We start from the raw sequence: 25,528 nt of genomic DNA, 5'->3' as shown, positions 1-25,528 counted from the left end.
TCTAAATGCAGGTGATCTGCGTACCGCAGGCAATACGGCGCTTCAAGCGGATCATGCAACTCCTGCAGGAAGGCCAGTCATTCGTGATCACTAGGAATCGAAAGGCCGCCTGCAAGCGACCGCCTGAGGTCAATTGACTCAAGGAATTGGCAAGATTAGATTTATCCCTTTTTACAGTTCCGCGCTGATTTTTTCTTGGCTTTGGCAACAAAATCCTCCGCCGCTGAGGCAGCCTTGTTCAAACTAGGAAGCTTTTCAAAGGCCTCGATAAAGCCTGGGAATTTTCGCCGATCAAGATGATCGTCGGGCAGACCAATAAGTGGTTTTCTAGCAGCTTTGTAGCGTTTGTGCATCCAAACGTATTTTTCGAGAACGCCCGGATGAGAGCTTTTTAAACCCTTCTCAATCATCCCAGACAAAGTTTTCAAGTATTTTGGATATTTCATGGGGTCACCCCCAACAACATCAACGACCACATTAATTGAAATATAGTCGAAGTACCAAAGCTTACATTTCTTATCCCACTTTAAAAACTTTTTAACGGTTTTGATAGTGTCATGAGTGGGATTAAATAGGACGTCATTGAATTCAACAGGGTCAAGAATGACGCGAGGCACCTTAGCGACCTGGGACTCGAGGTGGTATGCCCGGCTCATGGCAGGCCCTAAAACAAGCTGTTTGGTATGGAGAAGATCCCCAAATGTCAGGCCTCCGCGAATGAGATACCCTAGCTCTGCTGCTCGTACCACAACGTGGCTTAGCTTGTTCACAATGTCAAAAATCAGATTAAAATCTTTCACTCCATAGGAGAGTACCAGGCAATCCGAGAACTGCGAAACCTCAAACTCCTTGGGGTCGCCCTCTTTGGCTATGGTTGCCACCTCGGTCATCACATAAACCAATTCCTGCAAAGATTTATTATCACTTTCTGTTTCTTCGATCTTTTCCTTAAAGCCCAAAAAATCAACGAACAAAGTTAGCCGAGTTTCATAATTAATCTTCTTATCCATTACTCCCCCAAGGAAACACAAAAAATACCTCCATTTAAAAAACTGGAGTCGCTTAAGATAACTCACAGTGAGCGAAATACACTACCAGCTTTGAGGCGACTTATGAGCCCTGGATACGTCGAGAAGACGTATTCGTGTCCACAGGGGCAAGTTGCATGGTAGGTCTACCGTCCCCTGATTTCTCCCTGGATCAAACGATTGTCTCGTGGGATGCAACATTATTTCTCCTCGGACGCATCTCATCGAGTCAGCGAGCAGCCGACACCCTGACGACCGGAGATTTACTTACAAATCCCAGTCCATCCAGACAATCCTATACGGAACCGTAGTGTCAGAAGCTTGGCCAAGCAGTTGAGTGGCGTTTCCGTATTGAGTTGAGCGTCACGCCGCCGGCGAATGGGCGTCCGTTATCAACCCTCATCAGCTCAAACTGGCATCGCCAAATCGTAAAATATGGCACTATGCCATCCAATTCACCCCCCCCTTTACATGGAGTTTGTTGTGGATATAGAACTGTTTCGGCACCTTATTGAACACGATGTCAAAAAGAGCTTTGGCGAGGATGCCATGTTTGCCTCACACGAATATGTACATCACCGCAAGTTTAGAAAAAGTCGCGTAAACAATAGAATTCTGGGTGGTGGGCCAGAAGGGGTGAGCCAACTGTATGAGTTGGTTAATAGAATACTGACTGATGAGGAACGAGACAAAGTATTTCCTGGAATGTTTGATCTTGGGAACTTCCGGGAGGCTCCAGAATCGTTCAGAAAATATGTGCACTTGGAAGAAGAATTGCTCAATGAAAATGACGTAGACCCGCGCGACACTTTAAAAACAATAAAAACCCGTATCACTTCGATTCTTGATAAACAGTTTTCCGAGTTTTTTGAAGAGGACAAGTCCAAAGCCCTCAAGGTGCTCAAGACGCTTTACAGATTTCAGCGTGATTATTCGACGTTATTTACGCTCTTAGCACCACCACAAAAAAGTGGCAAAGCTTCGTTTGAAGTTCGTGACTCATATGGTATTGATGGCTCCAGTGAAGAGGTGGAAATCATAGCAGATCTGAAAGCACATTTGAGCTTTGAGATACCGCGTGAACGGCTGAAGAACATTATGTCCACTTATGGGCAAATGCGAAGTGTACTGGATAGTGTTGAAGAACTGCTGGCTAATAGCGCAGCGTATCAGAGTCAGGGCAACCTTAAAGTCTACGGCGATCTGGCCCTGCATATAGCAGAGTGCACTACCCGGATTCTTGATTTTTCAGAACGTCAACCTGCAAAGCTGCCACTGGACGAACATCTATTCACGTACATGATTCAGCTTGAGCACTACCATCATATGCAGGCCTACGCTGAGTTACATGATATTGTCGTCGCGGCTGAACCACCATTTGGCAGCGCCATTGAAGACATCGAAACGCTGATGCAGAATGTTGACCTTGGCACCACCTCTCCACAGATAGTTTACATAAAGACCAACAGTTGTGAGAGTTTCTTCCAAGACTATCAGCCTTGCTTCATTCACTTCTACTCCAAGTTATTTGGCAGGCCCATCGACGAACTAACATACAAAAAAGCAATTCCGCATATAGGTAAGCTCTCAGAAATGTTCGCACGTGCGGAGCTTGATGACAAAGTCACTCTCATGACGCTTATTGGCATGGTTGCACTGGTACTAACTGAGCAAGCTAAAAGCACTCCCTATAAGCCTTTCTGGTACGGTAGAGGAAACATATCGGGGGGCCTAATTGAGTTCTTGAACAAGGTTGACTTGAAGCATATCAATCTTAATGCTTCGGAAGGTTCGCTTCGTTATTGGATGGCCCGCGCAAGCTACATGGTGTCGACCATTCTAGGGCAACAGGAAATCTACAAACTACGCCTACATATAACGAAGTGCGTTAACGAGGGGATCACTCGCATCCTCGACACCCGTGACCTCGCTCTGCTGGATGAGAAGCTGTCTTTGTTTGTCTCTACCGACGGAGGCACGGCCCCGTAGAAATGGAAAAGACCCGCCTGAGTTGCCTCAGGCGGGTTACTGGTTAAGGATTGTGACGGTCATAGTAGTCAAGTACCGCGAGGCACGCACGGAGCACTCGAGACACATCAACCACCAAGCGCCAAACAGATCGGACGAAGTCTTTCATTCTGTTCACCGTTTTCGCGGCGTTCACCCTGCACAACCGTCGTTGCCATGTACAGGATCGCTATCGTCCAAGGACGACGCGGCGAACGCAGTGGCCTTCAGGCCGACGCCGGAATTCCTTCCGGGGCTTCCCCAAACCCAAGGGGAAGGCGAACGGTGTGAGTCAATCAAAATCCTACCGTCCAAGCGACAAGCCGCTACTGCACATCTATGCGCAAATGGACGGTGACATGTGTCTCCCCACAGCTTTCACCGGACAGGCCATACGAGATGGCGTCTGTCTGGATGCGATTCTGAGGACTCACCGCGAAGGCTTGTAGGGGACTAAAATAAATCTATACAAATCAATTGGTTAACAATAAAACTAACCATTAGGAATCTGACGGCTATCGAGCTGAAATACCAGCGCTGGTGACACTGCGAGACCTTACACGCAGGCGCCTGGGGCACGCAACAAGACTACAGCCCAGTGCCCGAAGATGTTCAATTCCTAGCTGTAGGGGTGCAGTTGAACGTAATGCCATCCACCTCTTTCGGGAGCGTCGGAAGCTGCCCTTCCATCCAGTTAGCATCAAGGCTGAACCTCAACCCGATTTTGATGACGCCGTAATGGGATTCCAGGGCGGTCAAGCCATTGTCATGTGCCCGTCAGTAGGACTGGCATCTCGGGTTCCAGCTTGACCTGCTGCAGGGCAAATTACACACTCGTGGCTCCCCCTTCTGCTGTGATGGAAAACATGCTTCGACTGGTTGGCAGCTCCCTCGATATCACATCAGCCATCAACGACTTCAGGCTGTCCTACCACCAGGACTTCTCAAACGTGCAATCGTTTGCATATCGATATCTCAATGCGCCGTCGGGCCGCGCAAATGCAGCACTACTCGCCCAGGCGTTATCGATAGCGTTACGCAACTGGGGCGCTTGCAGACGGAGAAGCCCAATTCTTCGCCCCGTCCCGCAAATCGTAAGTGCTCTGAAGGACAAGCGGCTTCATGAGCGCCTACTCAAACTGAGCCAGCAAAGCCTTGCGGCATTCAGCCTCAATCTGCAGGAGCATCGTCTCCTGAACAGCGATGCACCACTCAATGATGTTGGAGCCTTCGACCAGGAAATTCTGGGGATCCTGAATACGCTGGCGGATGTGCTGTTTTTCAACAACACCAGCATCACTTATCCCATGAAAGCCCTGCTTCTCATCACCGGGCTGATTCCTGCACTGGATAGCCAGGTAAGGGGTGGGCTAGCTCGAGCGGGGAAAGCGGGCTTTACGGGACAGCAACTCCTGCCGAGGAACGTACAGCAAGCAGCAGGCCGTCGAATCTGCGAGCTACCGTTTTATCTGGGGCACTGCTGGAACCTAAACCGGGAAGTATTCGAGGAGGGGATTCTGACGAGCAACCACAAGGGACTAGAAGACACCCCAGGCCGGGTTTTCGACATCCTGCTGTTCATGCAGAACCAAGCTAGCCGGAATCAAATCCTCGCCCTTTAAATGGAGCGTGAATGGCCATAACAGCCATGCCTTCCACTACTCCAATTAAGACTAAAGGGTTGGGTAGTCGGTGTTCCACCTGCGGTCAGCTTCATTGAGTGGGCATCAGTAATGTTCAAGACCACCGGCACCCTAGTCGGCAATTGAAGGATGTTCAGCATGTTGTCCCGTACAGTGGCAGCAATTGTCACTGGTTGCCGCAATCCATCCCTCATCCCAATGTACCCAAATAGGGCCATTAAGCCTAAAAATGATGGTTAATGTGCCTTATTGGGGACATTAAATATGTATCTCAGAGCAACATACCACTAGCGCTCGATTCTAGGAGGGAAGTAGATTCTCTGATTCGCTGGCCTCGTGGCGAGCCCAGCGCAAGGTAGCTATCGACATGAATTGCCTAATCGCCAGAGCTCCCCGTTCATTTCTGGCTTTCGACCCTGGCAGGGTCAGCGCTGCCTCTACTTTGGCACGACTCGCTTCGTACATTGCAAATGCGTTGAACTCAGAATCAAGCAGCACTAAGAGCACAATATCGAAGGGCTGTCGTAGATCAATTGCGCCCATGCGGCCCGTAATCTTTAGCGGGTTCAGGATACAGCGGCCCTTGATCTGGATTCTCGCGACGCCATCTTCCAGCGTCTCTGTAGCGTCGTAACCTGCCTGCCTTGCAGGATGTAGTAACAGGCCGAGTCGAGTAGCAGCTTCGTACTCTGCGACCTCGCCTGTCACGCCCAGCGGCTTGCCGGTCAAGCGATAGAATCTAAGCGCAAGCACCTTGGCTTCTTTCAAGATCTCTAGGATTTCATCCTGGATCAATGCAGCCTGCTGAGGTTCGTTGCCATGACTGAGTTCAGTCATCTGCAAACGCCTCGAGCGCAGTGAGCAGCTTGGCAAGCTCAGCCAGGTTGGCTGCCGTCACGATGTCATATTCTCCTCGACTACTCAGCCGATATACTTCTCGAGCCTTTTTGACCCGTTCCAGTAGAGGAACAACAATGCCTGACGCTCTTTCAAGAAATTCGTTAATGTCCGCCCGTGTTTGAGGGATCTTGTAGCCTTTGGCCGCACTTGTGATGATGACGTCCGCATCCCGGAGCTTGGCAATGCCACTGGATCGGATTCTCTGGCCGTTGACCTCTCCCAATCCGCTGTCTTTTAGATGGGCCATGATCTCCGTAGTCAGCACGTAATCCTTGGTGACGAATTCGCTTTGAAATCTTAAGAACCGCAGGATGCTCAATTGCAGGCGCTCATCCTCATCAGGGTGCTCACCAGCCCGCTCGCTAAAACGATCAGCTTGGCGGAGAGCTTCTTGGTGTACCTGGTAGTCTGCATACCCAGATTCATGCGTCGGCGGCGGCAGAAGAGACTGGTACTTGGATGGCCACTCAAGCATTCCGAGAGTCAGGCTGCGGAGGATTTTCTTGTAGGCAAGAACAGCTTCTTCCGAAGCTTTCTCTTCGTAGATCTGAGCGACTGAGCCAGCGAAGAAATCTGCAACCTGAACCAAAACGTTGTCCTTACTGGCCATCGTCTGGAAGGCATCCTTATCGCCAAATAGGTCGTCCACGAATCGTTCTGCAACGTAGCTTTTGAGGCTCTCCTGAAATTCCTGGCCACCATGCTCGTCAACGATCATCTGGAGGTCAGGGTATGCGCGGAACAAGCGTTCATAGAGCAACCCGTTCACGTATTTTATGAACGAGGTCTTGATACGGAGGCCGCCGTCTTTGTGGATTCGGGACTTATCAACGACGGTGAAATAGAGCTTGAATGGCAGCTCGGCTAGCTCGTTTAGGATCCGGGCGCGGCGATCTGAATCCTTGGGCTTCAGATTGCTAGATTTGATCTCGCCTGTTTGAAAATGCCGCTTGCGGAGCGCTTCAGCTTGGGCATAAGCAGCCTCCAGGTCTTTCTCTGCCACTAGAATGGAGCACACGATGAAGAAGTCCGAGCTTCCAGCTTTCGACGTATCAAGGTCGGAATTCCCGGACTCATCCACGAAGGCATATGTTCTGTCCATGATCTTGCTCCATCAACAACGTACTGAGCGCGGTGGGTCGCCCGATGGCAAGGTGGCGAACTTAGTTCGTCGCTGTGGTAGTGCCTGGAGCGGGGCCTTCGCTGAACGTGTAGTTGATGACCACATCATTGCGGATCAGGACATCAAGCGTTTTCTGTGTGCCAGTAGTCGTCACCTTCATGGTGACCACGTAGCTTTGGGCATGGGCTGAGCCATTGGTGTAGGTGTAGATCCACTTTTCGTCAGTCTCGCTGACAGCACTCTTGGCGTAGGGCTCACCAAACAGGGACTTCAACTCAGCAGTCGTGGTTTTACCTTTGGTGATGCTCGCTACACTGGCCGAAGGAAAGTCTCGGCCTGCCGTGTAATGGGACGTAGCGCAACCGCCAAGTGCGACACAGATCCCCATTACTGCGATGAGCTTTTTCATATCCTTCCTTGATCGTAGAAAGCTCCAAATCTAGCCGGCATCGAGGCTAAAAGCCATCACCAAGGTGATCAGCTACTTTCGTGCATTCGCAGATAATGCCTTGCACATGTAGCAAGCCGAGCCAGGGCAAAGCCCCCTGAACTGCTCCGTCTGAGAAATCAGAGGCGGCGCAGAGCCTCGTTGATTCACTGCATAGCCATGTTGCTCAAAAAAGCCTGACGCAGTTGTTGTCAGCAAATGAAGTCGAGCAATTCCCTGCTCGGCGGCTATCGCTTCAATGAACCGAAGCACCTCGACACCGACCCCCTTCGATCTATATGTCGACACTACGACCAGAGAACGCAACAACCCGTCCCTACCATGCGTTTCGAATCCTCCCCATGCGACCGTCTCACTGTCCAGTGTGAACTCAAAAAAGGTTCGGCCTGGAAGATCAATATCGTCTGCGGGAAGGTCGGCGGATTTCAATGCAGCGCGAAAACGCTGCCATTGCTCTCCGGCAATTTTCGTTGCCTGGATCATCATCTTCCTCTCCATGCTTTTATCTCCTTTATGCCGCTTTACATGGACTGTTACAGCTCAAGCCGAAGCAGCACTCATCATATTCGCTTTACCGAATATTCGCCAAAGCGTATATTCGATTTTCCGTATATATTGAGTCCTACCATGAGCCCTGCGTTCAAAGTGCTTTTCGTGTGCGTTGCCAATTCAGCCCGCTCCCTGCTTGCAGAGGCTTTGCTGCGGCACACCGACCCGCGCTTCGAGGCCTTCAGCGCAGGATCCGAACCGTCTGAGGTTGATCCGCGCACGACTCAAGCATTGGAGGCAGTTGGAGTCGATGCAACGGGCCTGCGCAGCAAGTCCCTCAGCGAGTTTCAAGCTGATCGATTCGATTACGTAATCACTCTTTGTGATAAATCCGCAAGCGAGTGCCTACCAATGCCCAGTGCAGATGAAGTCATTGCCTGGGGTTTTCCTGACCCAGTAACTAGCGATGATCCTGCCGCATTTCGCCATACGCTCCACGACATCCACGAGCGCATCAAGCTCTTCGTTTTGGTCAAGACCAAACACCTGGAGGATCTATGACAGAAGCCATGAACCCCATCACGCTATTCAAGTGCCTAGCAGACGACACCCGAACCAAAATTACGATGCTCGTCGTGAGTGAAGGCGAGTTATGTGTCTGCGAGCTGACAGCCGCTCTTGAGATGAATCAGCCCAAAATTTCTCGTCACTTGGCGCTGCTTCGTTCAGCAGGCTTGCTGATGGATCGTCGCCAGGGTCAGTGGGTGTACTACCGCCTGAATCCCGATTTGCCTGCGTGGGTAACTGCGGTTTTGAAAGAAGTCGTACACGCCAATCAGCAATGGCTGGAAACCGAGACTAAACGCCTGTGCGGTATGAACGACCGTCCGATCAACCAGGCCGTGTGCAGCTGATTCACGCCCAACCGGATTAACGAAATGCTGATTGCCGTATTGATCTTTATCGCCACCATCGTCCTGGTCATCTGGCAACCCAAGGGGCTTGGGGTAGGCTGGAGTGCGATGTTCGGTGCCATCGTGGCGTTGCTCGCAGGCGTCGTTACACTTGCCGACATACCAGAGGTTTGGCGCATCGTCTGGAATGCCACTGGGACTTTCATCGCGGTCATCATCATTAGTCTGCTGCTTGATGAGGCAGGTTTTTTCAAGTGGGCTGCGCTGCATGTGGCCCGATGGGGAGGCGGGAGCACCCGCAAGCTTTTCGCATTTATCGTACTGCTGGGCGCAGCGGTGTCGGCCCTGTTCGCCAATGACGGAGCAGCATTGATCCTCACACCCATTGTGATCGCGATGTTGCTGGCGTTGCGTTTTTCTCCTGCTGCTACGTTGGCATTCGTTATGGCAGCCGGTTTTATCGCCGATACGGCGAGCTTACCGCTGGTAGTTTCCAATCTGGTCAACATCGTTTCTGCCGACTACTTCGATATCGGCTTTAACGAATATGCTTCGATCATGGTGCCGGTAAACATCGTCAGCGTTGCGGCGACATTAGCCATGCTGCTGTGGTTTTTCCGCAAAGATTTACCAAAGACCTATGACCTCAACCAACTGGACAATCCGGACGAGGCAATCCACGACCGAGCCACTTTTGTAGCCGGTTGGTGGGTGCTGGCACTACTGCTGATCGGCTTCTTTGTCATTGAGCCATTGGGGGTGCCAATCAGTACCATTGCAGCGGTCTGTGCATTCATTCTTTACGTCATCGCGGCTCGTGGTCACGCCATCAACACATGCAAGGTGCTCAAAGAGGCGCCATGGCAGGTGGTGATTTTTTCTTTGGGTATGTACCTGGTTGTTTATGGCCTGAAGAACGCCGGCCTGACCGACCACATCGCGCAGATCCTGAACGTGTTCGCCGGTTATGGCGTTTGGGGCGCGTCCCTTGGGACAGGGCTGCTGACAGCGTTGCTGTCTTCGATCATGAACAACATGCCCACCGTTCTGGTAGGCGCCTTATCCATTCATGCCGCCGAAGTCGATGGTGTAGTCCAGCAAGCGATGGTTTACGCCAACATCATCGGCTGCGACTTGGGCCCGAAGATCACCCCAATTGGGAGCTTGGCAACTCTGTTGTGGCTGCACGTGCTCGCCCGGAAAAACATAACGATCAGCTGGGGTTACTACTTCAAGACCGGGATCGTGCTGACCGTGCCCATCCTCGTCGCCACATTGTCCGCCCTGGCACTGCGCCTCAGTTTCTGAATCAAGGAATCGTCTGATGAAAGTCTTGTTCATGTGCACTCACAACAGCTGCCGCAGCATTCTGTCCGAGGCGCTTTTCAACCATTTGGCGCCCGAGGGTGTAGAAGCAGTCAGCTCAGGAAGCTTTCCTAGTGGCCAGGTGAATCAACGGGCATTGCAAACGCTGGAGGCGGAGGGTATCTCCACTGTGGGCTTGAGCAGCAAGGCTTCGGATGCTTTTGAAGGCTCGCCTCCAGACATCGTGATCACTGTCTGCGACCGGGCAGCGGGTGAAGCGTGCCCAATCTTCTTTGGGCCAGCTTTGAAGGCGCATTGGGGGCTGGCCGACCCGTCTGAGGCTAGCGGGTCGGAAGCCGAGATCACCGCAGCGTTTGAAGCCACACTGGCCAAAATTCACGAGCGGGTGAGTGCGTTTCTTATGCTGCCGCTCAAGACCATGAGCCCTGACCAGCTCAAAGCTGAACTGAACCGCATCGGTTCGCTTTAAAGATCAACCGAGGCGGCGTCCTAGCCGGCGCCGTGGTAGGAGTTTATATGCAAGACACATTGCCGAACGTACACACCGACCTAATCGACATTCCGTCGCTGGAGCAACTGGAGCCGCGTATACCGTCACTCCATAAGCCTCGAATTCTGCTTTTGTACGGATCGACGCGAGAGCGCTCTTTCAGCCGTATGGTGACTCAGGAAGCAGCCCGTTTGCTGGAGAAGTTTGGCGCCGAAACCAAAATCTTCGACCCCTCGGGTTTGCCGCTTCCGGATGACGCTCCCGATACACATCCCAAGGTCACTGAGCTGCGCGAGCTGATGCAATGGTCTGAGGGACAGGTGTGGTGCTCCCCTGAGCGTCACGGCTCCATGAGTGCAGTATTCAAAGCCCAAATTGACTGGGTTCCGCTTGCGATAGGTGCTGTACGACCTACGCAAGGAAAGACCCTTGCAGTGATGCAGGTCTGTGGCGGTTCCCAATCCTTCAACGTGGTTAACCAACTGCGGGTACTTGGACGGTGGATGCGGATGTTTACCATCCCTAACCAGTCTTCCGTGGCCAAGGCGTTCACCGAGTTCGATGAAGCAGGCCGTATGAAACCTTCCTCGTACTACGACCGTCTCGTGGACGTGATGGAAGAACTGATGAAGTTCACCCTGCTGTTGCGGGATCGCCAGGATTATTTGGTTGATCGGTACTCCGAGCGTAAAGAGTCCGCCGAAGAGCTGTCCAAACGCGTCAACCAGCGCTCCATCTAACGTCAGCACGAGGAAGCGATATGAGCCAGATCACGATCTACCACAACCCCGAATGCGGCACTTCTCGCAATACCTTGGAGCTGATCCGTAATAGCGGGGAAGAACCGACGGTTATCGAGTACCTGAAGACCCCGCCTGATCGCACCACACTTGCCAGGCTCATCGGGGATATGGGTATCGGGGTGCGGGCTCTTTTGCGTATCAAAGGAACTCCGTACGAAGAGCTGGGATTGGGTGATGCATCGCTGACGGACGAAAAGCTCATCGATGCCATGATGGCTCACCCTATCCTGATCAATCGCCCCATCGTCGTGGCGCCTTTGGGGACACGCTTGTGTCGTCCCTCAGAGGCAGTCCTCGACCTGTTACCGCAAGAGCAGCGTGGGAGTTTCGTCAAAGAGGATGGCCAAGTGGTCATTGATGAGCACGGTCGCAGAGTCTGATACGACGACGGTGAGGTGCCGCGATTGAGCCTGGAGGATGCTGGTGATTCAGAATTCGAAACTTGATGTTGTGGTTATCGGCGGTGGTCAATCCGCGCTGACAGTCGCCTATTTTTTGAAGCGGACAAGCTTGTCTTACGTGCTGCTCGATGCGGAGTCGGCACCAGGAGGAGCCTGGCGGCATGGCTGGGATTCGTTGCGACTCTTCTCTCCATCGGCATGGAGCTCGATTGCAGGCTGGCCGATGCCTGCCGTATCAGAAGAAACGCCTCACCGTGATGATGTTATCGACTATCTGACTCTGTACGAGCGTCGATATGACTTCCCCATCATGCGATCCACCAGGGTGACCCGTGTCGAGAAAATCGAAGAAGGATTACGGGTTGTCTCCGGGGATAGAAACTGGGATGCCAAAGCGGTTATCAGTGCAACAGGCACCTGGAGCCGCCCATTTACCCCGAGCTATCCCGGACAGGAGTTGTTCGTAGGGCAGCAGCTTCATTCCGCTCATTACGTTGGGCCGGATGAGTTTGAGGGGAAAGCCGTCCTTGTCGTGGGTGGTGGCAACTCGGGAGCCCAGATTTACGCCGAGGTTTCTAAAGTGGGTCAGGCAACCTGGGTAACTCAAGAGGCCCCAAAGTTTCTACCTGATGAGGTTGATGGGCGTGTCCTGTTCGAACGAGCTACTGCCCGATTGAAGGCGCAACAGGATGGCGTGGAGCCTGAAAACCCCGCTGGGGGGCTGGGCGACATCGTAATGGTGCCATCGGTGAAGGACGCTCGTGAACGCGGTGTATTGAGCGCAGTACGGCCATTCACGCACTTCACTTCAACAGGCGTTGTCTGGTCATCAGGAGACGAAACAGCGGTGGATGTCGTCATCTGGTGCACTGGGTTTTCTCCAGCGCTCGACCACCTGAACAGCCTGGGCATTGTAGGCCAGGATGGCAAAGTGGCTGTGAACGAAAACCGGAGTGTTGCTTCACCCAGTCTGTGGCTGGTGGGTTACGGCGATTGGACGGGGCTCGCCTCTGCGACATTGATCGGAGTAACCCGCACCGCTCGAGATGTAGTCAACCAAGTCCAAAGCTATCTCACTAGCGAATCCTGATGGCTCGCGACGCAAATCGAGTGTACCTACTGTGATGCGGCTTCAAGCTCAGGAAAGAGGATAGGCTCCAGTGGCGGAGTTGCCTGGCACAGCCCGAGCCGCCAGTAGCCGACGTCGTGCCATTTCCCAAGCTTGAAGCCTACCTCCGGATATGTGCCGATATGGACGAATCCCAGCGACTCGTGCAGCCCCACACTGCCTTCATTGGGCTGTGCGATTCCGGCATAAGCTGCACGAAAGCACTGTTTTTCAAGGATCGGAAGCAAGGTCTCATAGAGTTCACGGCCAACACCCTGACGGCGAGCCGATTCGGCTATGTACACCGTTACGTCAACGGCCCATCGGTATGCCGGACGTGCACGGTGTTGGCTGGCATAGGCGTAGCCCTTGATCTCCCCACCTTCTTCGGCCACCAGGTAGGGATATGTCTGAAGTGTCGTCGCTATTCGCTGAGCGATTTCCTCAGCGCTTGGCGGAATCTCTTCGAACGAGATCGCCGTTGTCGAAACGATGGGAGCGTAAATACGCTGGATAGCTTGTGCATCTGCAACAACTGCAGCGCGAATTGTGACTGGCATGTAAGTCGTCCATGAATAAGAATTTGAACATTACCTTTCCCGGATCAGTTTTCGCCATTAGCCCATTTGAAAAAAATGCGCAGTCTGAAATCTGAGTACCTCACCTGGGGACTTCTCTTTCGTCTAGTTCTAGCTCAGACCGTAGAAGGCTAATCGCGAAATTCAGGTCGCAATGCATGTTCTCAGTTCTGCCCCCTTCGGCTCATCAAATCCATCGGCTGCATCAACAACTCAGCACACTGTAAGCGTGCGCTAAACAACCAGTCCTGACGGAATCGCTTAGTCGACCTCAAAACTCAATGCCGAGTAACCATCCGAGGAGACCTCCCGCCAGGACGACCAACCATGGAGGAACCTTCCAGAACATCAAAGCCACAAGCGCTATCAACGCTAAGCCAAAGTCTGCAGGAATCAATATGGCGCTCGTCCAGACTGGGTTATACAAGGCCGCCAGGAGAAGGCCCACAACTGCTGCGTTTACGCCTGAAAGTGCAGCTTGGGTGCGTAAGCTTTTCCGCAGTTGCTCCCAAAATGGCAGCACGCCGATTACGAGCAAGAACGAAGGAGCAAAAATAGCAATGACGCAGGCAGTAGCCCCGAGCCAACCAGAAGGTTGGGCACTCATGGACGCGCCAAGAAATGCTGCGAAGGTAAAAAGCGGGCCTGGTACGGCCTGTGCTAAACCATATCCGGCAAGAAACGTGTCATTGGCTACCCATCCGTTCGGTACGGTCGCCGACTGAAGCAACGGCAGCACAACATGCCCACCTCCGAAAACTAATGACCCAGCGCGGAAGAAGGCGTTTACCACAGCTAATGCTTGTGAGGGCCACAGCTGAACCAGCAATGGCAGACCAACTAACAAGCCGAGGAACACCAGCAAAGACACCACACCGACTTTCCTACTCACCGATACCGGCAAAGACTCCGTAGCCTGGTTCTGATCGGTTCTGAAGAGGATCAATCCTATGATGGCGCCGAAGAAAATCACGCCGATCTGTCCCCAGGCATGCGGCCAAAGGAGTGCAGCATAAGCAGCAAACACGGCGATAGTTATTCGAGGCGCGTCAGTGCAAAGACTACGGCCCATACCCCAGACGGCTTGAGCAACGACAGCCACCGCGACAATTTTAAGACCGTGCAAAAGACCGCTCGGAAACGCGCCTCCCCACGCGGACATACCCTGAGCGAATAAAACCAGGATTATTGCCGAAGGCAATGTGAAACCTGCCCACGCAGCGACTGCTCCAAGAAACCCGGCGCGAGATAGTCCTAAACCTATGCCAACCTGGCTACTGGCGGGCCCCGGCAAGAACTGGCATAGGGCAATCAAATCCCCATAACTGCGCTCGCTCAGCCATTGGCGTCGAGCAACGAATTCTTCGCGAAAGTAAGCTAGATGCGCAATCGGGCCTCCAAAAGAGGTGAGTCCTAGTCGCAGGAACACCAGAAAAACCGTCCAAGGGGAGTCAGTCTTGACCACCGTTGCACTACCTTCGGCTGACAATATTCACCCCTCCCAAAATGATTGCGGTACGAAACCAAATACTATGGAGCCAACTAAACATGGGCTAAACGATGGCTTTCCTTAGACATATGTAGTGGTCTAATTTCCCCGGACACCCCGATAGGTGGAAAATGCATCTATCGAGGAGTTTTTCATGACCGACAAACGCAGAACATTCGACGACAGCTTCAAGCTGCAAGTCGTGAAGATGATCAAGGATCAGGGATTGACCGTGCCGCAGGTCTGCCGGGATCTGAATATTGGTGAGACGGCTGTTCGACGCTGGGTGCAGCAGTACGAGGCCGAGCAACTGGGACAATCCGGAATCGGTAAACCGTTGACGTCTGAACAGCAGCGCATCCGCCAACTGGAGCAAGAGAACCGGCAGCTCAAGGTGGATAACGACATCTTAAAAAAGGCTACCGCCTTCTTTGCCCGCGAGCTGAAGTAACGTATCGACTGGTTCGGCAGCTGCAACAGAAGGCTTATTCGGTGGCGTATGTCTGCCGTTTATTAAACGTCAGTCGATCCGGCTTCTACGAGGCCCAAAAACGCGCTGAGGCGCCTATTCGGCAGAGCTGTCCTGTCGTTGTGCAACTCAAGGCATCGTTTGCTGCAAGTGGTGGCTGCTACGGTAGCCGCCCGTTGCGTGATGCTTTGCGCGGCAAAGGTATGGCTGTCGGTCTTTATAAAATCCGTCGTTTAATGCGTGCCAACGGCCTGCGTTCGGCCTGGAAGCGCAAGTTTGTGCACACAACCGATAGCAACCATGACTTGCCGATTGCAGAGAATATATTGGGCCGTCAGTTTGACCCAACGGCGCCAAACAAGGCTTGGGTGGCCGACATAACCTACATCCGCACTCGCAGTGGCTGGTTGTACCTGGCGGTGGTGTTGGACTTGTTTTCACGCAAGATAGTGGGCTGGGCCATGGCCCCGAACATGCCGGCAGAGTTGGTGTGTAGCGCGATGCAGTTGGCCATCGCTCAACGCCAGCCGCCACCAGGACTGATAGCCCACTCAGACCGTGGCAGCCAGTACGCGAGCGCAAGTTACAGAGCGTTGCTGGCGCGAAACGACATGCAGCAGAGCATGAGCCGTAAAGGTAACTGCTGGGACAACGCGGTGATGGAGCGCTTCTTCCTGAGCTTGAAAATGGAGCGTGTATGGCGACGTGATTATGCCAACCATGCAGAAGCTATCCGCGACATCACTGAGTACATCGTTGGGTTTTACAACAACGAACGGCTGCACTCAAAACTGGGGTATCTGCCGCCGACCGTTTACGAGCGGGCGATGGCATCGAAACCACCTATCGAGGTGTCCGGAATTAGTTGACCACTACAATACGAGGCTAACCCTGCGAGTGAATGTGAACTTGGTTTCATAATGTACCAACCTAATCGAAAAGCCAGCTAGAGACCTAAGCGGGTCTCGCGAGATACTTAAGGCTATCCCCTCGCATCACTCGCAAACTTTGCTCAAAAACCTGCTCTTCAGCTAGCTCTCTTTCAGCATTCAATGCTCGTGGAGCTTGACACGGAGTCGCAATCAACGGCGGCTTCAATGTATACTGACGGTTCTGCATACCCTTTGAGCTACAGGAACATCAGCATGACTGTACTCCAAACGATCTACTGGCAGCCTACGCCGCCTTAGCGCTACGCCCCCTCGCAACACCTTGCTTCCGCTAGCTTCGCTCGCGGGTGCGCACTGCTGTACGCCCGGTTTTACACCTAAAGCACACAGCGAAAAAATCCTCAAAATTTGAATTTGTATCGATTCGCTCGCCGTCCGTTTGGCGTGCGCGATGCTTTGCCTTGGATATTTCTATGCTGCAAAAAATTAAACAAACGTGGTTTTCCAACGTTCGCGGAGACGTGCTCGCGGGAATCGTAGTCGCACTCGCGCTGATTCCGGAAGCTATTGCCTTTTCCATCATCGCCGGCGTCGACCCTAAGGTCGGCCTCTACGCATCCTTCTGTATCTGTGCCGTGATTGCCTTCATCGGCGGTCGCCCTGGCATGATCTCGGCGGCTACCGGTGCCATGGCACTGCTCATGGTTACCTTGGTAAAAGATCACGGGCTTCAGTATCTGCTGGCCGCAACCTTGCTCTGTGGGGTTCTTCAGATACTTGCTGGATATCTCAAGCTGGGCTCACTGATGCGCTTTGTCTCGCGCTCAGTAGTCACAGGCTTTGTGAATGCACTGGCGATTCTGATTTTCATGGCGCAGCTGCCCGAACTCACCAACGTAACCTGGCACGTCTACGCCATGACCGCAGCGGGCCTCGGAATCATCTACCTGTTTCCGTATATACCGAAGATCGGCAAGCTGATTCCTTCGCCGCTGGTGTGCATCCTGACACTGACCGCTATCGCGATTTACCTGGGGTTGGATATCCGCACCGTAGGTGACATGGGCCAATTGCCGGACACGCTGCCGATTTTCCTGTGGCCTGAAGTCCCGCTGAACTTTGAGACTCTGCGGATCATCTTCCCGTACTCAGCAGCGCTTGCCGTTGTAGGCCTACTGGAGTCCATGATGACCGCGACCATCGTCGATGACCTGACCGATACCACCAGTAACAAAAACCGGGAGTGCAAAGGCCAGGGCGTTGCCAATATCGCAGCAGGGATGCTTGGTGGTATGGCCGGCTGCGCCATGATTGGCCAGTCGATCATCAACGTGAAGTCTGGTGGCCGCACCCGTCTCTCGACATTGTGTGCCGGCGTTTTTCTGCTGCTGATGGTGGTGTTCCTTGGCGAATGGCTCTCCAAAATCCCCATGGCGGCACTCGTCGCTGTGATGATAATGGTGTCCATCGGCACCTTCAGCTGGGATTCCTTGCGCAATCTGAAAGAGCATCCGCTGTCGACCAACCTTGTCATGGTGGCGACCGTCGTGGTCGTCGTGGCCACTCACAACCTTGCATACGGCGTACTGGTAGGTGTGCTGCTGGCCTCCCTCTTCTTTGCCAATAAGGTCGGGCACTACCTGGATATCAAGAGCACTCTGGAAGAGACGGAATCACATCGCACTTACCATGTTGTGGGCCAAGTGTTCTTCAGCTCAGCAGACAAATTCACCAACGTTTTTGACTTCAAGGAAGCCCTGAACAAAGTCACCATCGACCTGACCCAAGCCCATTTCTGGGATATCACTTCGGTTGCAGCGCTGGATAAGGTGGTTATCAAATTCCGCCGCGAAGGCGCAGAGGTTGAAGTGCTCGGTCTCAATGAAGCCAGCGCAACAATCGTCGACCGCTTCGGCGTGCATGACAAACCCGATGCCATCGACAAGCTCATGAGCCACTAAGGAGAACGACAATGACCCACGTAATGGCCTGCATTGATAACTCACAATCCTCATTGGCGGTCTGCGACTACGCAGCATGGGCGTCGCAACAACTTAACGCGCCCCTTACCTTGCTGCATGTATTGGATGAGGAGAAATACCCCGCATCTGCAGACCTGAGCGGTAATATCGGCCTTGGCAGTCGAGAGCATCTGCTGGAGGAGCTGGCTACATTGGATGCCCAGCGCGCCAGGCTTGCTCTGGAGCAAGGTCAACACATGCTTGAAAAGGCCAGGGAGCGAACGGTCATTTGCGGAGCTGCATTTCCTGAGCTAAAGCAGCGCCACGGACACTTGATAGAAAGCCTGGTTGATCTTCAGGACGATATTCGACTCTTGGTCATTGGACGAGTGGGTGAGGACAGCACACGTAGAGTGCACAGCCTTGGCAGCCAAATTGAAGCTGTCGTGCGCACAATTCACCGTCCAATTTTGATCACGAGCAGCAGCTATAAAAAGCCAGAAAAAGTAATGCTCGCTTTTGACGGCAGCCCCACAGCCCACAAAACCGTTGAGCTGCTTGCCGCCAGCCAGCTCTGCAAAAATCTACCAATTCATCTCGTTATGGTTGGCGCTGACTCGGAAGGCAACCGAGAAGCGTTGGAGAAAGCCCAGAGCACGCTCATGAGTGCTGGCTTTGTCGTCCAAGCTCAGATCGTAAAGGGGGAAGTGGAAGCGGCGCTCCACGTGTATCAGGCCGAGCACGGAATTGATCTGCTAGTCATGGGGGCCTACGGCCACTCGCGCATCAGACAATTTCTGGTAGGTAGCACAACTACAACCATGCTCCGCACAGCTACCATGCCGGTATTGCTGCTCCGCTGAATTGACTCGCCTGACCGCAGTGTTTCCAACACTCTGGAAACACTGCGGTCATCCTAGTTAATGAATATCTGAACATGTCCTGTTGAGACCTCATGCAACTCATTACTGAAATCCTTCACCCGGATCTGAAATCTATACAAGGGAAAGTATTCCGTCGTCATGCCGCACGCGGAATCGTGTTGCGGAACGAACAGATCCTGTTGCTGTTCACTGAGCGCTATAACGACTTTAGCTTTCCTGGGGGCGGCCTTGATGCTGGCGAGGACATTATCGTAGGTCTTAAGCGTGAGCTTGAGGAAGAGACTGGTGCACGCGAGATTCGGGTGCTCCAGCACTACGGTTACATCGAGGAGTACCGGCCATACTGGAAACCAGAATATGACCTGATGCACATGACGTCGCATTTTTATGTATGCGAAGTGGCGTCCCAGCTAGAGCCAGTCAAAATGGAAAGCCACGAAATCGCTAATGGTATGCGGCCTGTCTGGATCAACCTGCATGAGGCCATATCGCACAACGAAGCCGTGATGCAGCGCCAGGAGTCATCGATGGGGCAGTCAATTCAGCGCGAAACTTTCATGCTGAAAAAAGTCGCATCCGACTTGTTGGTGACGATTCGCGGTTAAGAGGACGCCTCGGTAGCTTTTGGTGTAAAGCGCGATGACCAAACTTCGCCAATCGATGTTACGGCCACAGGATTTCGATCAGGGAGAAATTCTGTGGCCGTCTTGCTTACGCTTAACTGGAAATCGTGGCGGGCGCAGCGGCAGGAACAGCACTGCGTCGCAAAATCAGGACACCACCGATTGCAGCCAGGGTCGAACCAATCAACACACCCACTTTTACTTCGTCAATCAGGTGAGCTGACCCTGCAAACGCCAGGTTCCCGATGAACAGGCTCATGGTGAAGCCGATGCCACACAAGAGCGCAACGCCGTAAAGCTGTGCCCAATTGCTGCCTTCCGGCAGTTTGGCCAAGCCCATACGAATGGCCAGAGCAGCCAATAGGAAGATGCCAATCTGCTTGCCCACCAACAAGCCGAGCGCCACACCCAACGGAACTGGGTCAACTAGGTTCTCCATGGAAATACCGGCCAGTGAAACTCCCGCATTGGCGAAGCCAAAAATCGGCACCACAGCGAACGCTACCCACATGTGCAGCTTTTCTTCTAGGAACAGCAGTGGAGACCGGGCTTCCTCTTCAGGCTTGCCCATAGGAACGCAGAGCGCTACAGCGACACCAGCAAGGGTGGCGTGCACTCCCGATTGCAGCACGAAGAACCACAGCACACCACCGACCAGCAGATATGGGAGCAATCGTCTGACGCCCAATCGATTCATTGCGATCAGAATGGCCAGGGTTGCAAGCGATGCCAGCAACATCGGCATGGAAAGACCAGTCGTGTAGAAAAAGGCGATGATGACCACAGCACCCAGGTCGTCGATGATCGCCAAAGCGGCGAGGAAAACCTTCAGCGAAGTCGGGACACGCTTACCCAGCAACGACAAGACGCCCAGTGCGAATGCGATGTCGGTAGCGGCTGGGATAGCCCACCCCTTCAAGGTCTCAGAGTTACCCCAGTTGATTGCGATGTAGATCAGCGCAGGCACAACCATGCCGCCTAGAGCACCAAATCCAGGCAAAGCGCGCTGGCCCCAAGTGGAGAGCCCGCCTGCCAGAACCTCTCTTTTGATCTCAAGTCCGACCATTAGGAAGAAGATCGCCATCAGGCCATCGTTGACCCAATGCTCCACAGACATACCCAGCCAGACACTGTGCAAGGCTGCAAAATAACCTTGAGAGAGAGGTGAATTGGCCACAATCAGTGCCGCGAGTGCTGCGCCCATCAGCACCAGACCGCCAGCGGATTCCGACGACAGGAAGCGAGCTAAAATTGCGGCTGCTCTTGGGGTTTCTGCAGGAGTTCTATTGTCGGTCATCAGTGTCCTTGCGCTTCGATCTAAAGAGAATATTTTAACATCCGACGTTTACCGGTGCGGCTGTCCAAATAGCCTGTAACGATTATTGTCACAGGCGAAATCAGCTTCCAGCTTGTTCAACTACGCCCCAGCACCGGCTCGTTCACGAGATTCAGGAGCACTCCTTCACGTTGCTGTACATGGAGCTCAGTTTGTCATGAGGCATTGCGATCACCTTCGTCAGCACCGGCTTCGTCTGTCATATACATCACGCCGACAGGACGACTACGAACGACAACGCCAGGCGGTACCGGGCAAAAGCAAATAACCAGAACGTCCAAAGGATCACCTTCAGCGGTCAAGCTATATGGGGCTAACCTTTGTTGGCCGAGCAAAACAAAGGTGTACCGAAGAAGCGATCAACGAAGGTCAGAGCCAAGAAGCCTAACCAAAACAGCCTTGGCATTGCTAACTCCTACTCGCAACACCGACTCAATCTCCGCCATAGAAATCGCAGACGAAGATTTCCCCGCCGCTGGGTTAACAACCAACGCTAAACATGCATATTCGAGTTCTAACTCACGAGCCAGTGCCGCTTCTGGCATTCCGGTCATACCGACAATGTCACAGCCGTCACGCTCCATTCGGATTATTTCCGCAGCTGTCTCTAGGCGAGGGCCTTGCGTGCAGCCATAAACACCTCGTGCACTGAAATCAAAACCCTCAGCCTCCAATGCAGTAATCAACCTAATACGCAACTCATCAGTATAAGGTTTGCTGAAATCAATATGAGTGACTTTTTCTAGATCTTTATCAAAGAACGTCGGCTGACGGCAGTATGTATAGTCAATTAGGTCGTGAGGAACACAAAATTTACCAGCTCCCATTGCATGATTAATCCCACCAACAGCGTTGAAGGCGAGAATTGAATCTGCTCCGGCCTGCTTAAGGGCCCAAACGTTAGCTCTGTAGTTAACTTGATGGGGCGCATAGCGATGTTGCTCGCCATGGCGCGACAAAAACATAACCTCCCGATCTCCATAGTCGCCTATATAAATATCACCAGACGGCTCACCGTAAGGAGTATTGATTGATATAGACTTTCTATTTCTAAGGTCTTCCAAGTCGGCTAGCCCAGAACCACCTATAATTGCGTAAACGGTCATATATAATCCCTCAATAGAATAGTCGCACCTTTCAGAGCCGAGGGGGTGCGCTAATTTTGGATGTGCAGTTGTATACTGAGCGACCTGAAGGCTGCTTGGTCGATTAACTGGTTGTCCATTCGAGCTAGCCGACTTGAACACACTGTACGGCCAATTTTAAAAAACCGTCAAGGCAAAATAAAGTGGCGGTTAACAATAGACCTTGCCTCGAAGTCTTATGGGTGCGTTTTTATTTGGTTTTTTAGTGGCGCAATGCTTAGGAGTGTGGGGAGAAAACCAAAAAAGAAATGTATAAAGTCTATACGGTAACCGGTGTTAAAAGTGCGGCGAGTGGAGTGCGCAGCAAGTTTGAATGATACTCCACTCAACCTCAATAATTTAAAGTCCGCTGGCAAGTAACGTCAGTAAGCAATTTTTGGCTTAACGCTTCGGCAGTAAATTCGAGAGCTCAACTAAGTCATTGACTGTGTAATCAGGAGATTTCGCTAATGGATACATTGCCTGTCCAGTTCGTGCTACGAATGCTGTTTTCATGCCTGCCTCCTTAGCGCCCGCTACATCCCAACCATGTGCGGCGACTAACAAGGATTCCATGCCGCTTACTCCGATTTTTTGCATCGCCCAATCATAGACCTTTAGATTTGGCTTATAGCTGTGCACAGCTTCACCACTCAAATACTCGTCAAACAAATCATACAATCCTGCGTTTTTCAGTTGTTTCTCTACGGTGGAACGTGACGAGTTTGTTAACGCCACTAATTTGTAGCCTTTGTTCTTTAGCGTTTCTAATCCAGTGCGAACATCAGGATGCGCCGGAAGGCTAGTGATGGGGGCGATAGCGTTCTTTGCCTGGTCTTGAGTAATAGTCAATCCATTCGATTGAGCAACCATGATTAGTGCTGCAGCACCAATCTGGCCAAAGTCATGGTATTGATTAATTGATGTCTCTACTAATGAATAATGCAGCATCGTCGAAAACCAAATGCTCAACAAGTCAGGCCTGCCACCAAGCGCATCTCCGACTGTTTTTTGTAGAGGATGAAGATCTAGAAGGGTTTCATTTACATCAAAAAAAATAACTTTGACATCTGCGTCCGAAGCTTTTGTTTTCTGGCTCGCGAATGCTAATGGGGAAGCGACCAGCAATGCAGCTATTAGAAAATTAAAAACAGATCGAATACTTTTCATCTTTGGTCTATCTCTCATAATTTGAAAAATTGGGCAGCATTTGAGTAATCCTGTGTTCTATGTTTCTTGCGCGAACACGCATTTCTTGCAACCAAACCAGTGAGCGCTAAAACGCAACCTGGAAGCGCTCAACCGGCATGACAGGTTGAAATCAGTTCTGCGTCCAGGCGCGGGCTGCAAACTTTTCATCTAGGGGTGTATGAAAGAGGTGATTGGAGTAATTGCTGAGGGTCTTCACGGCCAACGCGAGAACGATTTCGAGGATGTGCCGCTCGCTGAAGCCGGCCTTCAAAAACGACTGAACTGACTCTTCAGTTGGTAGGCCACGGGTCTGGAACATTACGCTGGTAAATTCGGCTAAAGCGGCAAGCTTGAAATCACTGATTGGTGTGCCATTGCGAATTGCGTCCGTCACCTCCGGGGCCATCCCTGACATGACGTCTGCCAAGGTGCTATGAGCAGCCATGCAGTATTCACATCCGTTCTCGCGGCTGATAACCAAGAAGATGACCTCTTGCTCCTCCGAGGAGAACCCTGACTCTTTTCTGAAGGCCGCATAGCCTTGCAGGTAGGTTTCGAGCAAACCTGGCGAGTTAGCCATGCGTGCATACATATTAGGGATAAACCCTGTCTGTGCTTTTGCCTTAGTCAGTACATCCCGGCCATGACCTTCGGCAGACTCAGGAGTAAGCGACGGGAGAGAAATCTTGTATTCGCTGAGCATTATGAGCTCCTCTATTTGCGGACTGATCAGTCCTTAATTTGACTCGGTTGCGGCTCCGAGTGTCCCAAGACCTCTGGAAAAATTCACGGAGGGTCACTTTTTATTTTGGGACTGATCGGTTCATAAGTCAATTTCTCCCGAGAAACGAATCTTGTGGAATGATGCTCGCACCAGTTTCAGGGGGCTAAAGGGATGGATTCCTCTTTGTCGTCAGCAGCCTAACCCGGTCGGGCTTTGAAAAAAAATCCGATCAGTCCATAATGGCCGCATGAATCGTGGACGCCCCAGAATCTTTGACCCTGAACTTGTACTGGAAAATGCCATGGAGCTTTTCTGGAGTCGAGGCTATGACGCCACGAGCCTGCAGGATCTGCTTGAAGCTACTGGTCTTTCCAAAAGCAGTCTTTATGAAAGCTTCGGTAACAAACAGAGTCTATTCGAGACTGCATTCACTCGATATTTCGAGGGACGGGCAAGGTTTATGCGTGAGCGCCTTGACGAGTCCGAGTACGCGCTCGAATTCATTCGAGAATGCCTGATGTCCGTGCTCGAGGATGCTTCGCGAGACAGCCCCCGTGGCTGTATGCTCGTGAACGTAGCCAACGAATTTTCATCTTCCGACCCGGCGATACATCGCCTAGTGATCCTGGCTTCCAAGCGATTCCGTCGAGTGTTCGAGTTAGCCTTTGAGCGAGCCCAGGAGAGCGGTGAAATATCTGCTGATAAGACGCCGGAAGAGCTTGCCCTCTTAATGCATTGCGTAATGAATGGTCTGCGCACCCAAACCAAATCTGGGCTCTCGCATCGAGAGCTGCTTACGGTGATCGATCTGGTGATGGCGCGCTGGGCTTAAATTTAATTAATTATGGACTGATCGGTTCTAAATTAACTCAAGACGGATTACCACGATGATCAAGGCAGTTGCATTCGATATCTACGGAACGTTAATCGACACTCAGGCTGTACTAGGCCAGTTGACCCAAGTGGTTGGTGAGAAAGCTGTAGATGTGGCGAAGACTTGGCGACAGAAACAATTGGAGTACAGCTTTCGCAGAGGTTTAATGCGGGATTATTGCGACTTCTCTGTATGTACTCGCGAAGCATTGATCTTCGCCTGTCGTGAGCAGCAGATTGAACTGGACGGTGCTGAGATCAAGGTGCTCATGAACACCTACTCTGAGCTTGATGCATTCGCTGATGTAAGCAGCGCGTTGGAGGAAATGGTAGGCAGTGGCTTGCGTCTGTACGCATTTTCAAATGGTAGCAAGCAAGCCGTCGAGCGGCTGCTACAGCACGCAAATATTCTCGATTACTTCACGGAGATTGTAAGCGTAGAGTCGGTGCGCTCCTTCAAGCCCGCGCCAGAAGTTTATGATCATCTGGTCGACGTGTGTGCGCTGCCCTGGGCAGAAATCTGTTTGGTTTCAAGCAACACCTTTGATGTCTTGGGAGCAATGTTTTCGGGCTTGAAATGTGCCTGGGTTAATCGTGAATCAGCGGCGCAATTTGATCCTTGGGGAATTAAGCCGCACATAGTCTTGGATGGCTTGGCAGGTGCCTGCCACGAAATACGAAGTCTTGATGTGTAAATAGCGCCCTA

Annotated in this window: 26 protein-coding genes and 1 pseudogene; 15 read left to right on the top strand and 12 right to left on the bottom strand. The window is 52.2% G+C overall.

Translation table 11 applies throughout. The features are described 5' to 3' along the window. Nucleotides 1–161: 161 nt before the first annotated feature. The gene (locus ACIOU6_RS13655) at nt 162–1,010 is read right to left on the bottom strand and encodes a hypothetical protein (protein ID WP_401136983.1); all 849 of its coding nucleotides are present in this window, start codon (nt 1,008–1,010) and stop codon (nt 162–164) included. Nucleotides 1,011–1,511: 501 nt separating this feature from the next. On the opposite strand from ACIOU6_RS13655, the gene ACIOU6_RS13650 reads away from it, so the two are divergent. Together ACIOU6_RS13650 and ACIOU6_RS13645 are read left to right on the top strand one after the other, a co-directional pair. Next, complete coding sequence (locus ACIOU6_RS13650) at nt 1,512–3,017, top strand: hypothetical protein (RefSeq protein WP_401136981.1); 1,506 nt, start codon at nt 1,512–1,514, stop codon at nt 3,015–3,017. Between the two features lie 884 nt (nt 3,018–3,901). Further along, nucleotides 3,902–4,657, top strand: coding sequence for a hypothetical protein (locus ACIOU6_RS13645; protein WP_054044287.1), 756 nt, complete (start codon nt 3,902–3,904; stop codon nt 4,655–4,657). Between the two features lie 321 nt (nt 4,658–4,978). Here ACIOU6_RS13645 and ACIOU6_RS13640 read toward each other — a convergent pair whose 3' ends face one another. From ACIOU6_RS13640 to arsN2, 4 genes are all read right to left on the bottom strand, one after another. Further along, a complete protein-coding gene (locus tag ACIOU6_RS13640) occupies nt 4,979–5,515 on the bottom strand; it encodes a hypothetical protein (RefSeq protein ID WP_401136977.1) in 537 nt (178 codons plus the stop codon). After that, nucleotides 5,508–6,680 (bottom strand): DUF3800 domain-containing protein, encoded by a 1,173-nt coding sequence (locus ACIOU6_RS13635; RefSeq protein ID WP_401136975.1) that lies wholly within the window; start codon nt 6,678–6,680, stop codon nt 5,508–5,510. The genes ACIOU6_RS13640 and ACIOU6_RS13635 overlap by 8 nt, the downstream gene beginning before the upstream one ends. A 61-nt stretch (nt 6,681–6,741) precedes the next feature. Next, a complete protein-coding gene (locus ACIOU6_RS13630) occupies nt 6,742–7,110 on the bottom strand; it encodes a hypothetical protein (protein WP_055135320.1) in 369 nt (122 codons plus the stop codon). 72 nt (nt 7,111–7,182) lie between these two features. Continuing rightward, nucleotides 7,183–7,647, bottom strand: coding sequence for an arsenic resistance N-acetyltransferase ArsN2 (gene arsN2, locus ACIOU6_RS13625; protein ID WP_401136972.1), 465 nt, complete (start codon nt 7,645–7,647; stop codon nt 7,183–7,185). 129 nt (nt 7,648–7,776) lie between these two features. On the opposite strand from arsN2, the gene ACIOU6_RS13620 reads away from it, so the two are divergent. From ACIOU6_RS13620 to ACIOU6_RS13590, 7 genes are read left to right on the top strand one after another with little or no spacing between them, the layout of a single operon-like run. Next, a complete protein-coding gene (locus tag ACIOU6_RS13620; RefSeq protein WP_401136969.1) occupies nt 7,777–8,199 on the top strand; it encodes an arsenate reductase ArsC in 423 nt (140 codons plus the stop codon). Then, nucleotides 8,196–8,552 (top strand): metalloregulator ArsR/SmtB family transcription factor, encoded by a 357-nt coding sequence (locus ACIOU6_RS13615; protein ID WP_401136967.1) that lies wholly within the window; start codon nt 8,196–8,198, stop codon nt 8,550–8,552. The genes ACIOU6_RS13620 and ACIOU6_RS13615 overlap by 4 nt, the downstream gene beginning before the upstream one ends. Nucleotides 8,553–8,576: 24 nt before the next feature. Then, nucleotides 8,577–9,860 carry an arsenic transporter gene (locus tag ACIOU6_RS13610; RefSeq protein WP_401136964.1) on the top strand — a complete coding sequence of 428 codons (1,284 nt, stop codon included), beginning with the start codon at nt 8,577–8,579 and terminating at the stop codon, nt 9,858–9,860. Between the two features lie 16 nt (nt 9,861–9,876). Next, nucleotides 9,877–10,347 carry an arsenate reductase ArsC gene (locus ACIOU6_RS13605; RefSeq protein ID WP_401136962.1) on the top strand — a complete coding sequence of 157 codons (471 nt, stop codon included), beginning with the start codon at nt 9,877–9,879 and terminating at the stop codon, nt 10,345–10,347. A 47-nt stretch (nt 10,348–10,394) separates the two neighbouring features. Next, nucleotides 10,395–11,108 (top strand): arsenical resistance protein ArsH, encoded by a 714-nt coding sequence (gene arsH / locus ACIOU6_RS13600; protein WP_401136959.1) that lies wholly within the window; start codon nt 10,395–10,397, stop codon nt 11,106–11,108. A 20-nt stretch (nt 11,109–11,128) separates the two neighbouring features. Continuing rightward, complete coding sequence (arsC, locus tag ACIOU6_RS13595) at nt 11,129–11,551, top strand: arsenate reductase (glutaredoxin) (RefSeq protein WP_032894877.1); 423 nt, start codon at nt 11,129–11,131, stop codon at nt 11,549–11,551. A 37-nt stretch (nt 11,552–11,588) separates the two neighbouring features. After that, nucleotides 11,589–12,662 carry an ArsO family NAD(P)H-dependent flavin-containing monooxygenase gene (locus ACIOU6_RS13590; protein ID WP_032894876.1) on the top strand — a complete coding sequence of 358 codons (1,074 nt, stop codon included), beginning with the start codon at nt 11,589–11,591 and terminating at the stop codon, nt 12,660–12,662. Between the two features lie 26 nt (nt 12,663–12,688). Here the strand turns inward: ACIOU6_RS13590 and ACIOU6_RS13585 are convergent, their stop codons facing one another. Further along, nucleotides 12,689–13,240: an arsinothricin resistance N-acetyltransferase ArsN1 family B gene (locus tag ACIOU6_RS13585; protein ID WP_032894875.1), complete on the bottom strand. Its 552-nt coding sequence runs from the start codon at nt 13,238–13,240 to the stop codon at nt 12,689–12,691. Between the two features lie 289 nt (nt 13,241–13,529). Beyond that, nucleotides 13,530–14,723: a chromate efflux transporter gene (chrA, locus tag ACIOU6_RS13580; protein ID WP_401136954.1), complete on the bottom strand. Its 1,194-nt coding sequence runs from the start codon at nt 14,721–14,723 to the stop codon at nt 13,530–13,532. 178 nt (nt 14,724–14,901) lie between these two features. Here chrA and ACIOU6_RS13575 point away from each other — a divergent pair. From ACIOU6_RS13575 to ACIOU6_RS13560, 4 genes are all read left to right on the top strand, one after another. After that, nucleotides 14,902–16,085, top strand: a protein-coding gene (locus ACIOU6_RS13575) for an IS3 family transposase (protein WP_339464584.1) whose coding sequence is annotated in 2 segments (ribosomal slippage) — nt 14,902–15,166 and nt 15,166–16,085 — 1,185 coding nt in all. Because the reading frame shifts where the segments join, the coding sequence is not laid out codon by codon here. A gap of 494 nt (nt 16,086–16,579) precedes the next feature. Beyond that, nucleotides 16,580–18,067: a SulP family inorganic anion transporter gene (locus ACIOU6_RS13570; RefSeq protein WP_401136951.1), complete on the top strand. Its 1,488-nt coding sequence runs from the start codon at nt 16,580–16,582 to the stop codon at nt 18,065–18,067. Nucleotides 18,068–18,078: 11 nt separating this feature from the next. Then, nucleotides 18,079–18,930 (top strand): universal stress protein, encoded by an 852-nt coding sequence (locus ACIOU6_RS13565; RefSeq protein WP_032894871.1) that lies wholly within the window; start codon nt 18,079–18,081, stop codon nt 18,928–18,930. 92 nt (nt 18,931–19,022) lie between these two features. Then, entirely contained in the window at nt 19,023–19,556 is a 534-nt protein-coding gene (locus ACIOU6_RS13560; RefSeq protein ID WP_401136948.1) for an NUDIX hydrolase, read from the top strand. Between the two features lie 112 nt (nt 19,557–19,668). Here ACIOU6_RS13560 and nhaA read toward each other — a convergent pair whose 3' ends face one another. The 5 genes and pseudogenes from nhaA to ACIOU6_RS13535 form a co-directional block, all read right to left on the bottom strand. Continuing rightward, nucleotides 19,669–20,871 carry a Na+/H+ antiporter NhaA gene (gene nhaA / locus ACIOU6_RS13555; RefSeq protein ID WP_401136945.1) on the bottom strand — a complete coding sequence of 401 codons (1,203 nt, stop codon included), beginning with the start codon at nt 20,869–20,871 and terminating at the stop codon, nt 19,669–19,671. Nucleotides 20,872–21,025: 154 nt separating this feature from the next. Then, a pseudogene (locus ACIOU6_RS13550) lies at nt 21,026–21,277 on the bottom strand (inorganic diphosphatase); the annotation flags it as partial. Further along, nucleotides 21,270–22,016 (bottom strand): S-methyl-5'-thioinosine phosphorylase, encoded by a 747-nt coding sequence (locus ACIOU6_RS13545; protein ID WP_401136943.1) that lies wholly within the window; start codon nt 22,014–22,016, stop codon nt 21,270–21,272. The gene ACIOU6_RS13545 and the pseudogene ACIOU6_RS13550, both read right to left, overlap by 8 nt. Before the next feature lie 420 nt (nt 22,017–22,436). After that, on the bottom strand, nt 22,437–23,204 hold the full coding sequence (locus ACIOU6_RS13540) for a haloacid dehalogenase type II (protein ID WP_401136940.1): 768 nt from the start codon (nt 23,202–23,204) through the stop codon (nt 22,437–22,439). A gap of 151 nt (nt 23,205–23,355) precedes the next feature. Next, nucleotides 23,356–23,928: a carboxymuconolactone decarboxylase family protein gene (locus ACIOU6_RS13535; RefSeq protein ID WP_401136938.1), complete on the bottom strand. Its 573-nt coding sequence runs from the start codon at nt 23,926–23,928 to the stop codon at nt 23,356–23,358. A gap of 322 nt (nt 23,929–24,250) precedes the next feature. Here ACIOU6_RS13535 and ACIOU6_RS13530 point away from each other — a divergent pair, with 322 nt between their 5' ends. Together ACIOU6_RS13530 and ACIOU6_RS13525 are read left to right on the top strand one after the other, a co-directional pair. Further along, entirely contained in the window at nt 24,251–24,781 is a 531-nt protein-coding gene (locus tag ACIOU6_RS13530; protein ID WP_401136936.1) for a TetR/AcrR family transcriptional regulator, read from the top strand. Nucleotides 24,782–24,836: 55 nt separating this feature from the next. Further along, nucleotides 24,837–25,517, top strand: a complete 681-nt coding sequence (locus tag ACIOU6_RS13525) for a haloacid dehalogenase type II (protein ID WP_401136934.1) — start codon at nt 24,837–24,839, stop codon at nt 25,515–25,517. Nucleotides 25,518–25,528 lie beyond the last annotated feature (11 nt).

The organism is Pseudomonas sp. NPDC087615 (genome assembly GCF_044743445.1).
GTDB lineage: Bacteria > Pseudomonadota > Gammaproteobacteria > Pseudomonadales > Pseudomonadaceae > Aquipseudomonas > Aquipseudomonas baetica_A.
The sequence above is the reverse complement of the archived record's forward strand: the minus strand, read 5'-3'. Positions and strand labels throughout refer to the sequence as shown.

Bases quoted from the DNA above. Each gene is read 5' to 3' on its own strand.
- ACIOU6_RS13655 (WP_401136983.1), bottom strand. From the start codon at position 1,010: ATGGATAAGAAGATTAATTATGAAACTCGGCTAACTTTGTTCGTTGAT.
- ACIOU6_RS13645 (WP_054044287.1), top strand. From the start codon at position 3,902: ATGCTTCGACTGGTTGGCAGCTCCCTCGATATCACATCAGCCATCAAC.
- ACIOU6_RS13640 (WP_401136977.1), bottom strand. From the start codon at position 5,515: ATGACTGAACTCAGTCATGGCAACGAACCTCAGCAGGCTGCATTGATC.
- ACIOU6_RS13635 (WP_401136975.1), bottom strand. From the start codon at position 6,680: ATGGACAGAACATATGCCTTCGTGGATGAGTCCGGGAATTCCGACCTT.
- ACIOU6_RS13630 (WP_055135320.1), bottom strand. From the start codon at position 7,110: ATGAAAAAGCTCATCGCAGTAATGGGGATCTGTGTCGCACTTGGCGGT.
- arsN2 (WP_401136972.1), bottom strand. From the start codon at position 7,647: ATGGAGAGGAAGATGATGATCCAGGCAACGAAAATTGCCGGAGAGCAA.
- ACIOU6_RS13620 (WP_401136969.1), top strand. From the start codon at position 7,777: ATGAGCCCTGCGTTCAAAGTGCTTTTCGTGTGCGTTGCCAATTCAGCC.
- ACIOU6_RS13615 (WP_401136967.1), top strand. From the start codon at position 8,196: ATGACAGAAGCCATGAACCCCATCACGCTATTCAAGTGCCTAGCAGAC.
- ACIOU6_RS13610 (WP_401136964.1), top strand. From the start codon at position 8,577: ATGCTGATTGCCGTATTGATCTTTATCGCCACCATCGTCCTGGTCATC.
- ACIOU6_RS13605 (WP_401136962.1), top strand. From the start codon at position 9,877: ATGAAAGTCTTGTTCATGTGCACTCACAACAGCTGCCGCAGCATTCTG.
- arsH (WP_401136959.1), top strand. From the start codon at position 10,395: ATGCAAGACACATTGCCGAACGTACACACCGACCTAATCGACATTCCG.
- arsC (WP_032894877.1), top strand. From the start codon at position 11,129: ATGAGCCAGATCACGATCTACCACAACCCCGAATGCGGCACTTCTCGC.
- ACIOU6_RS13590 (WP_032894876.1), top strand. From the start codon at position 11,589: ATGCTGGTGATTCAGAATTCGAAACTTGATGTTGTGGTTATCGGCGGT.
- ACIOU6_RS13585 (WP_032894875.1), bottom strand. From the start codon at position 13,240: ATGCCAGTCACAATTCGCGCTGCAGTTGTTGCAGATGCACAAGCTATC.
- ACIOU6_RS13570 (WP_401136951.1), top strand. From the start codon at position 16,580: ATGCTGCAAAAAATTAAACAAACGTGGTTTTCCAACGTTCGCGGAGAC.
- ACIOU6_RS13565 (WP_032894871.1), top strand. From the start codon at position 18,079: ATGACCCACGTAATGGCCTGCATTGATAACTCACAATCCTCATTGGCG.
- ACIOU6_RS13560 (WP_401136948.1), top strand. From the start codon at position 19,023: ATGCAACTCATTACTGAAATCCTTCACCCGGATCTGAAATCTATACAA.
- nhaA (WP_401136945.1), bottom strand. From the start codon at position 20,871: ATGACCGACAATAGAACTCCTGCAGAAACCCCAAGAGCAGCCGCAATT.
- ACIOU6_RS13545 (WP_401136943.1), bottom strand. From the start codon at position 22,016: ATGACCGTTTACGCAATTATAGGTGGTTCTGGGCTAGCCGACTTGGAA.
- ACIOU6_RS13540 (WP_401136940.1), bottom strand. From the start codon at position 23,204: ATGAAAAGTATTCGATCTGTTTTTAATTTTCTAATAGCTGCATTGCTG.
- ACIOU6_RS13535 (WP_401136938.1), bottom strand. From the start codon at position 23,928: ATGCTCAGCGAATACAAGATTTCTCTCCCGTCGCTTACTCCTGAGTCT.
- ACIOU6_RS13530 (WP_401136936.1), top strand. From the start codon at position 24,251: ATGGAGCTTTTCTGGAGTCGAGGCTATGACGCCACGAGCCTGCAGGAT.
- ACIOU6_RS13525 (WP_401136934.1), top strand. From the start codon at position 24,837: ATGATCAAGGCAGTTGCATTCGATATCTACGGAACGTTAATCGACACT.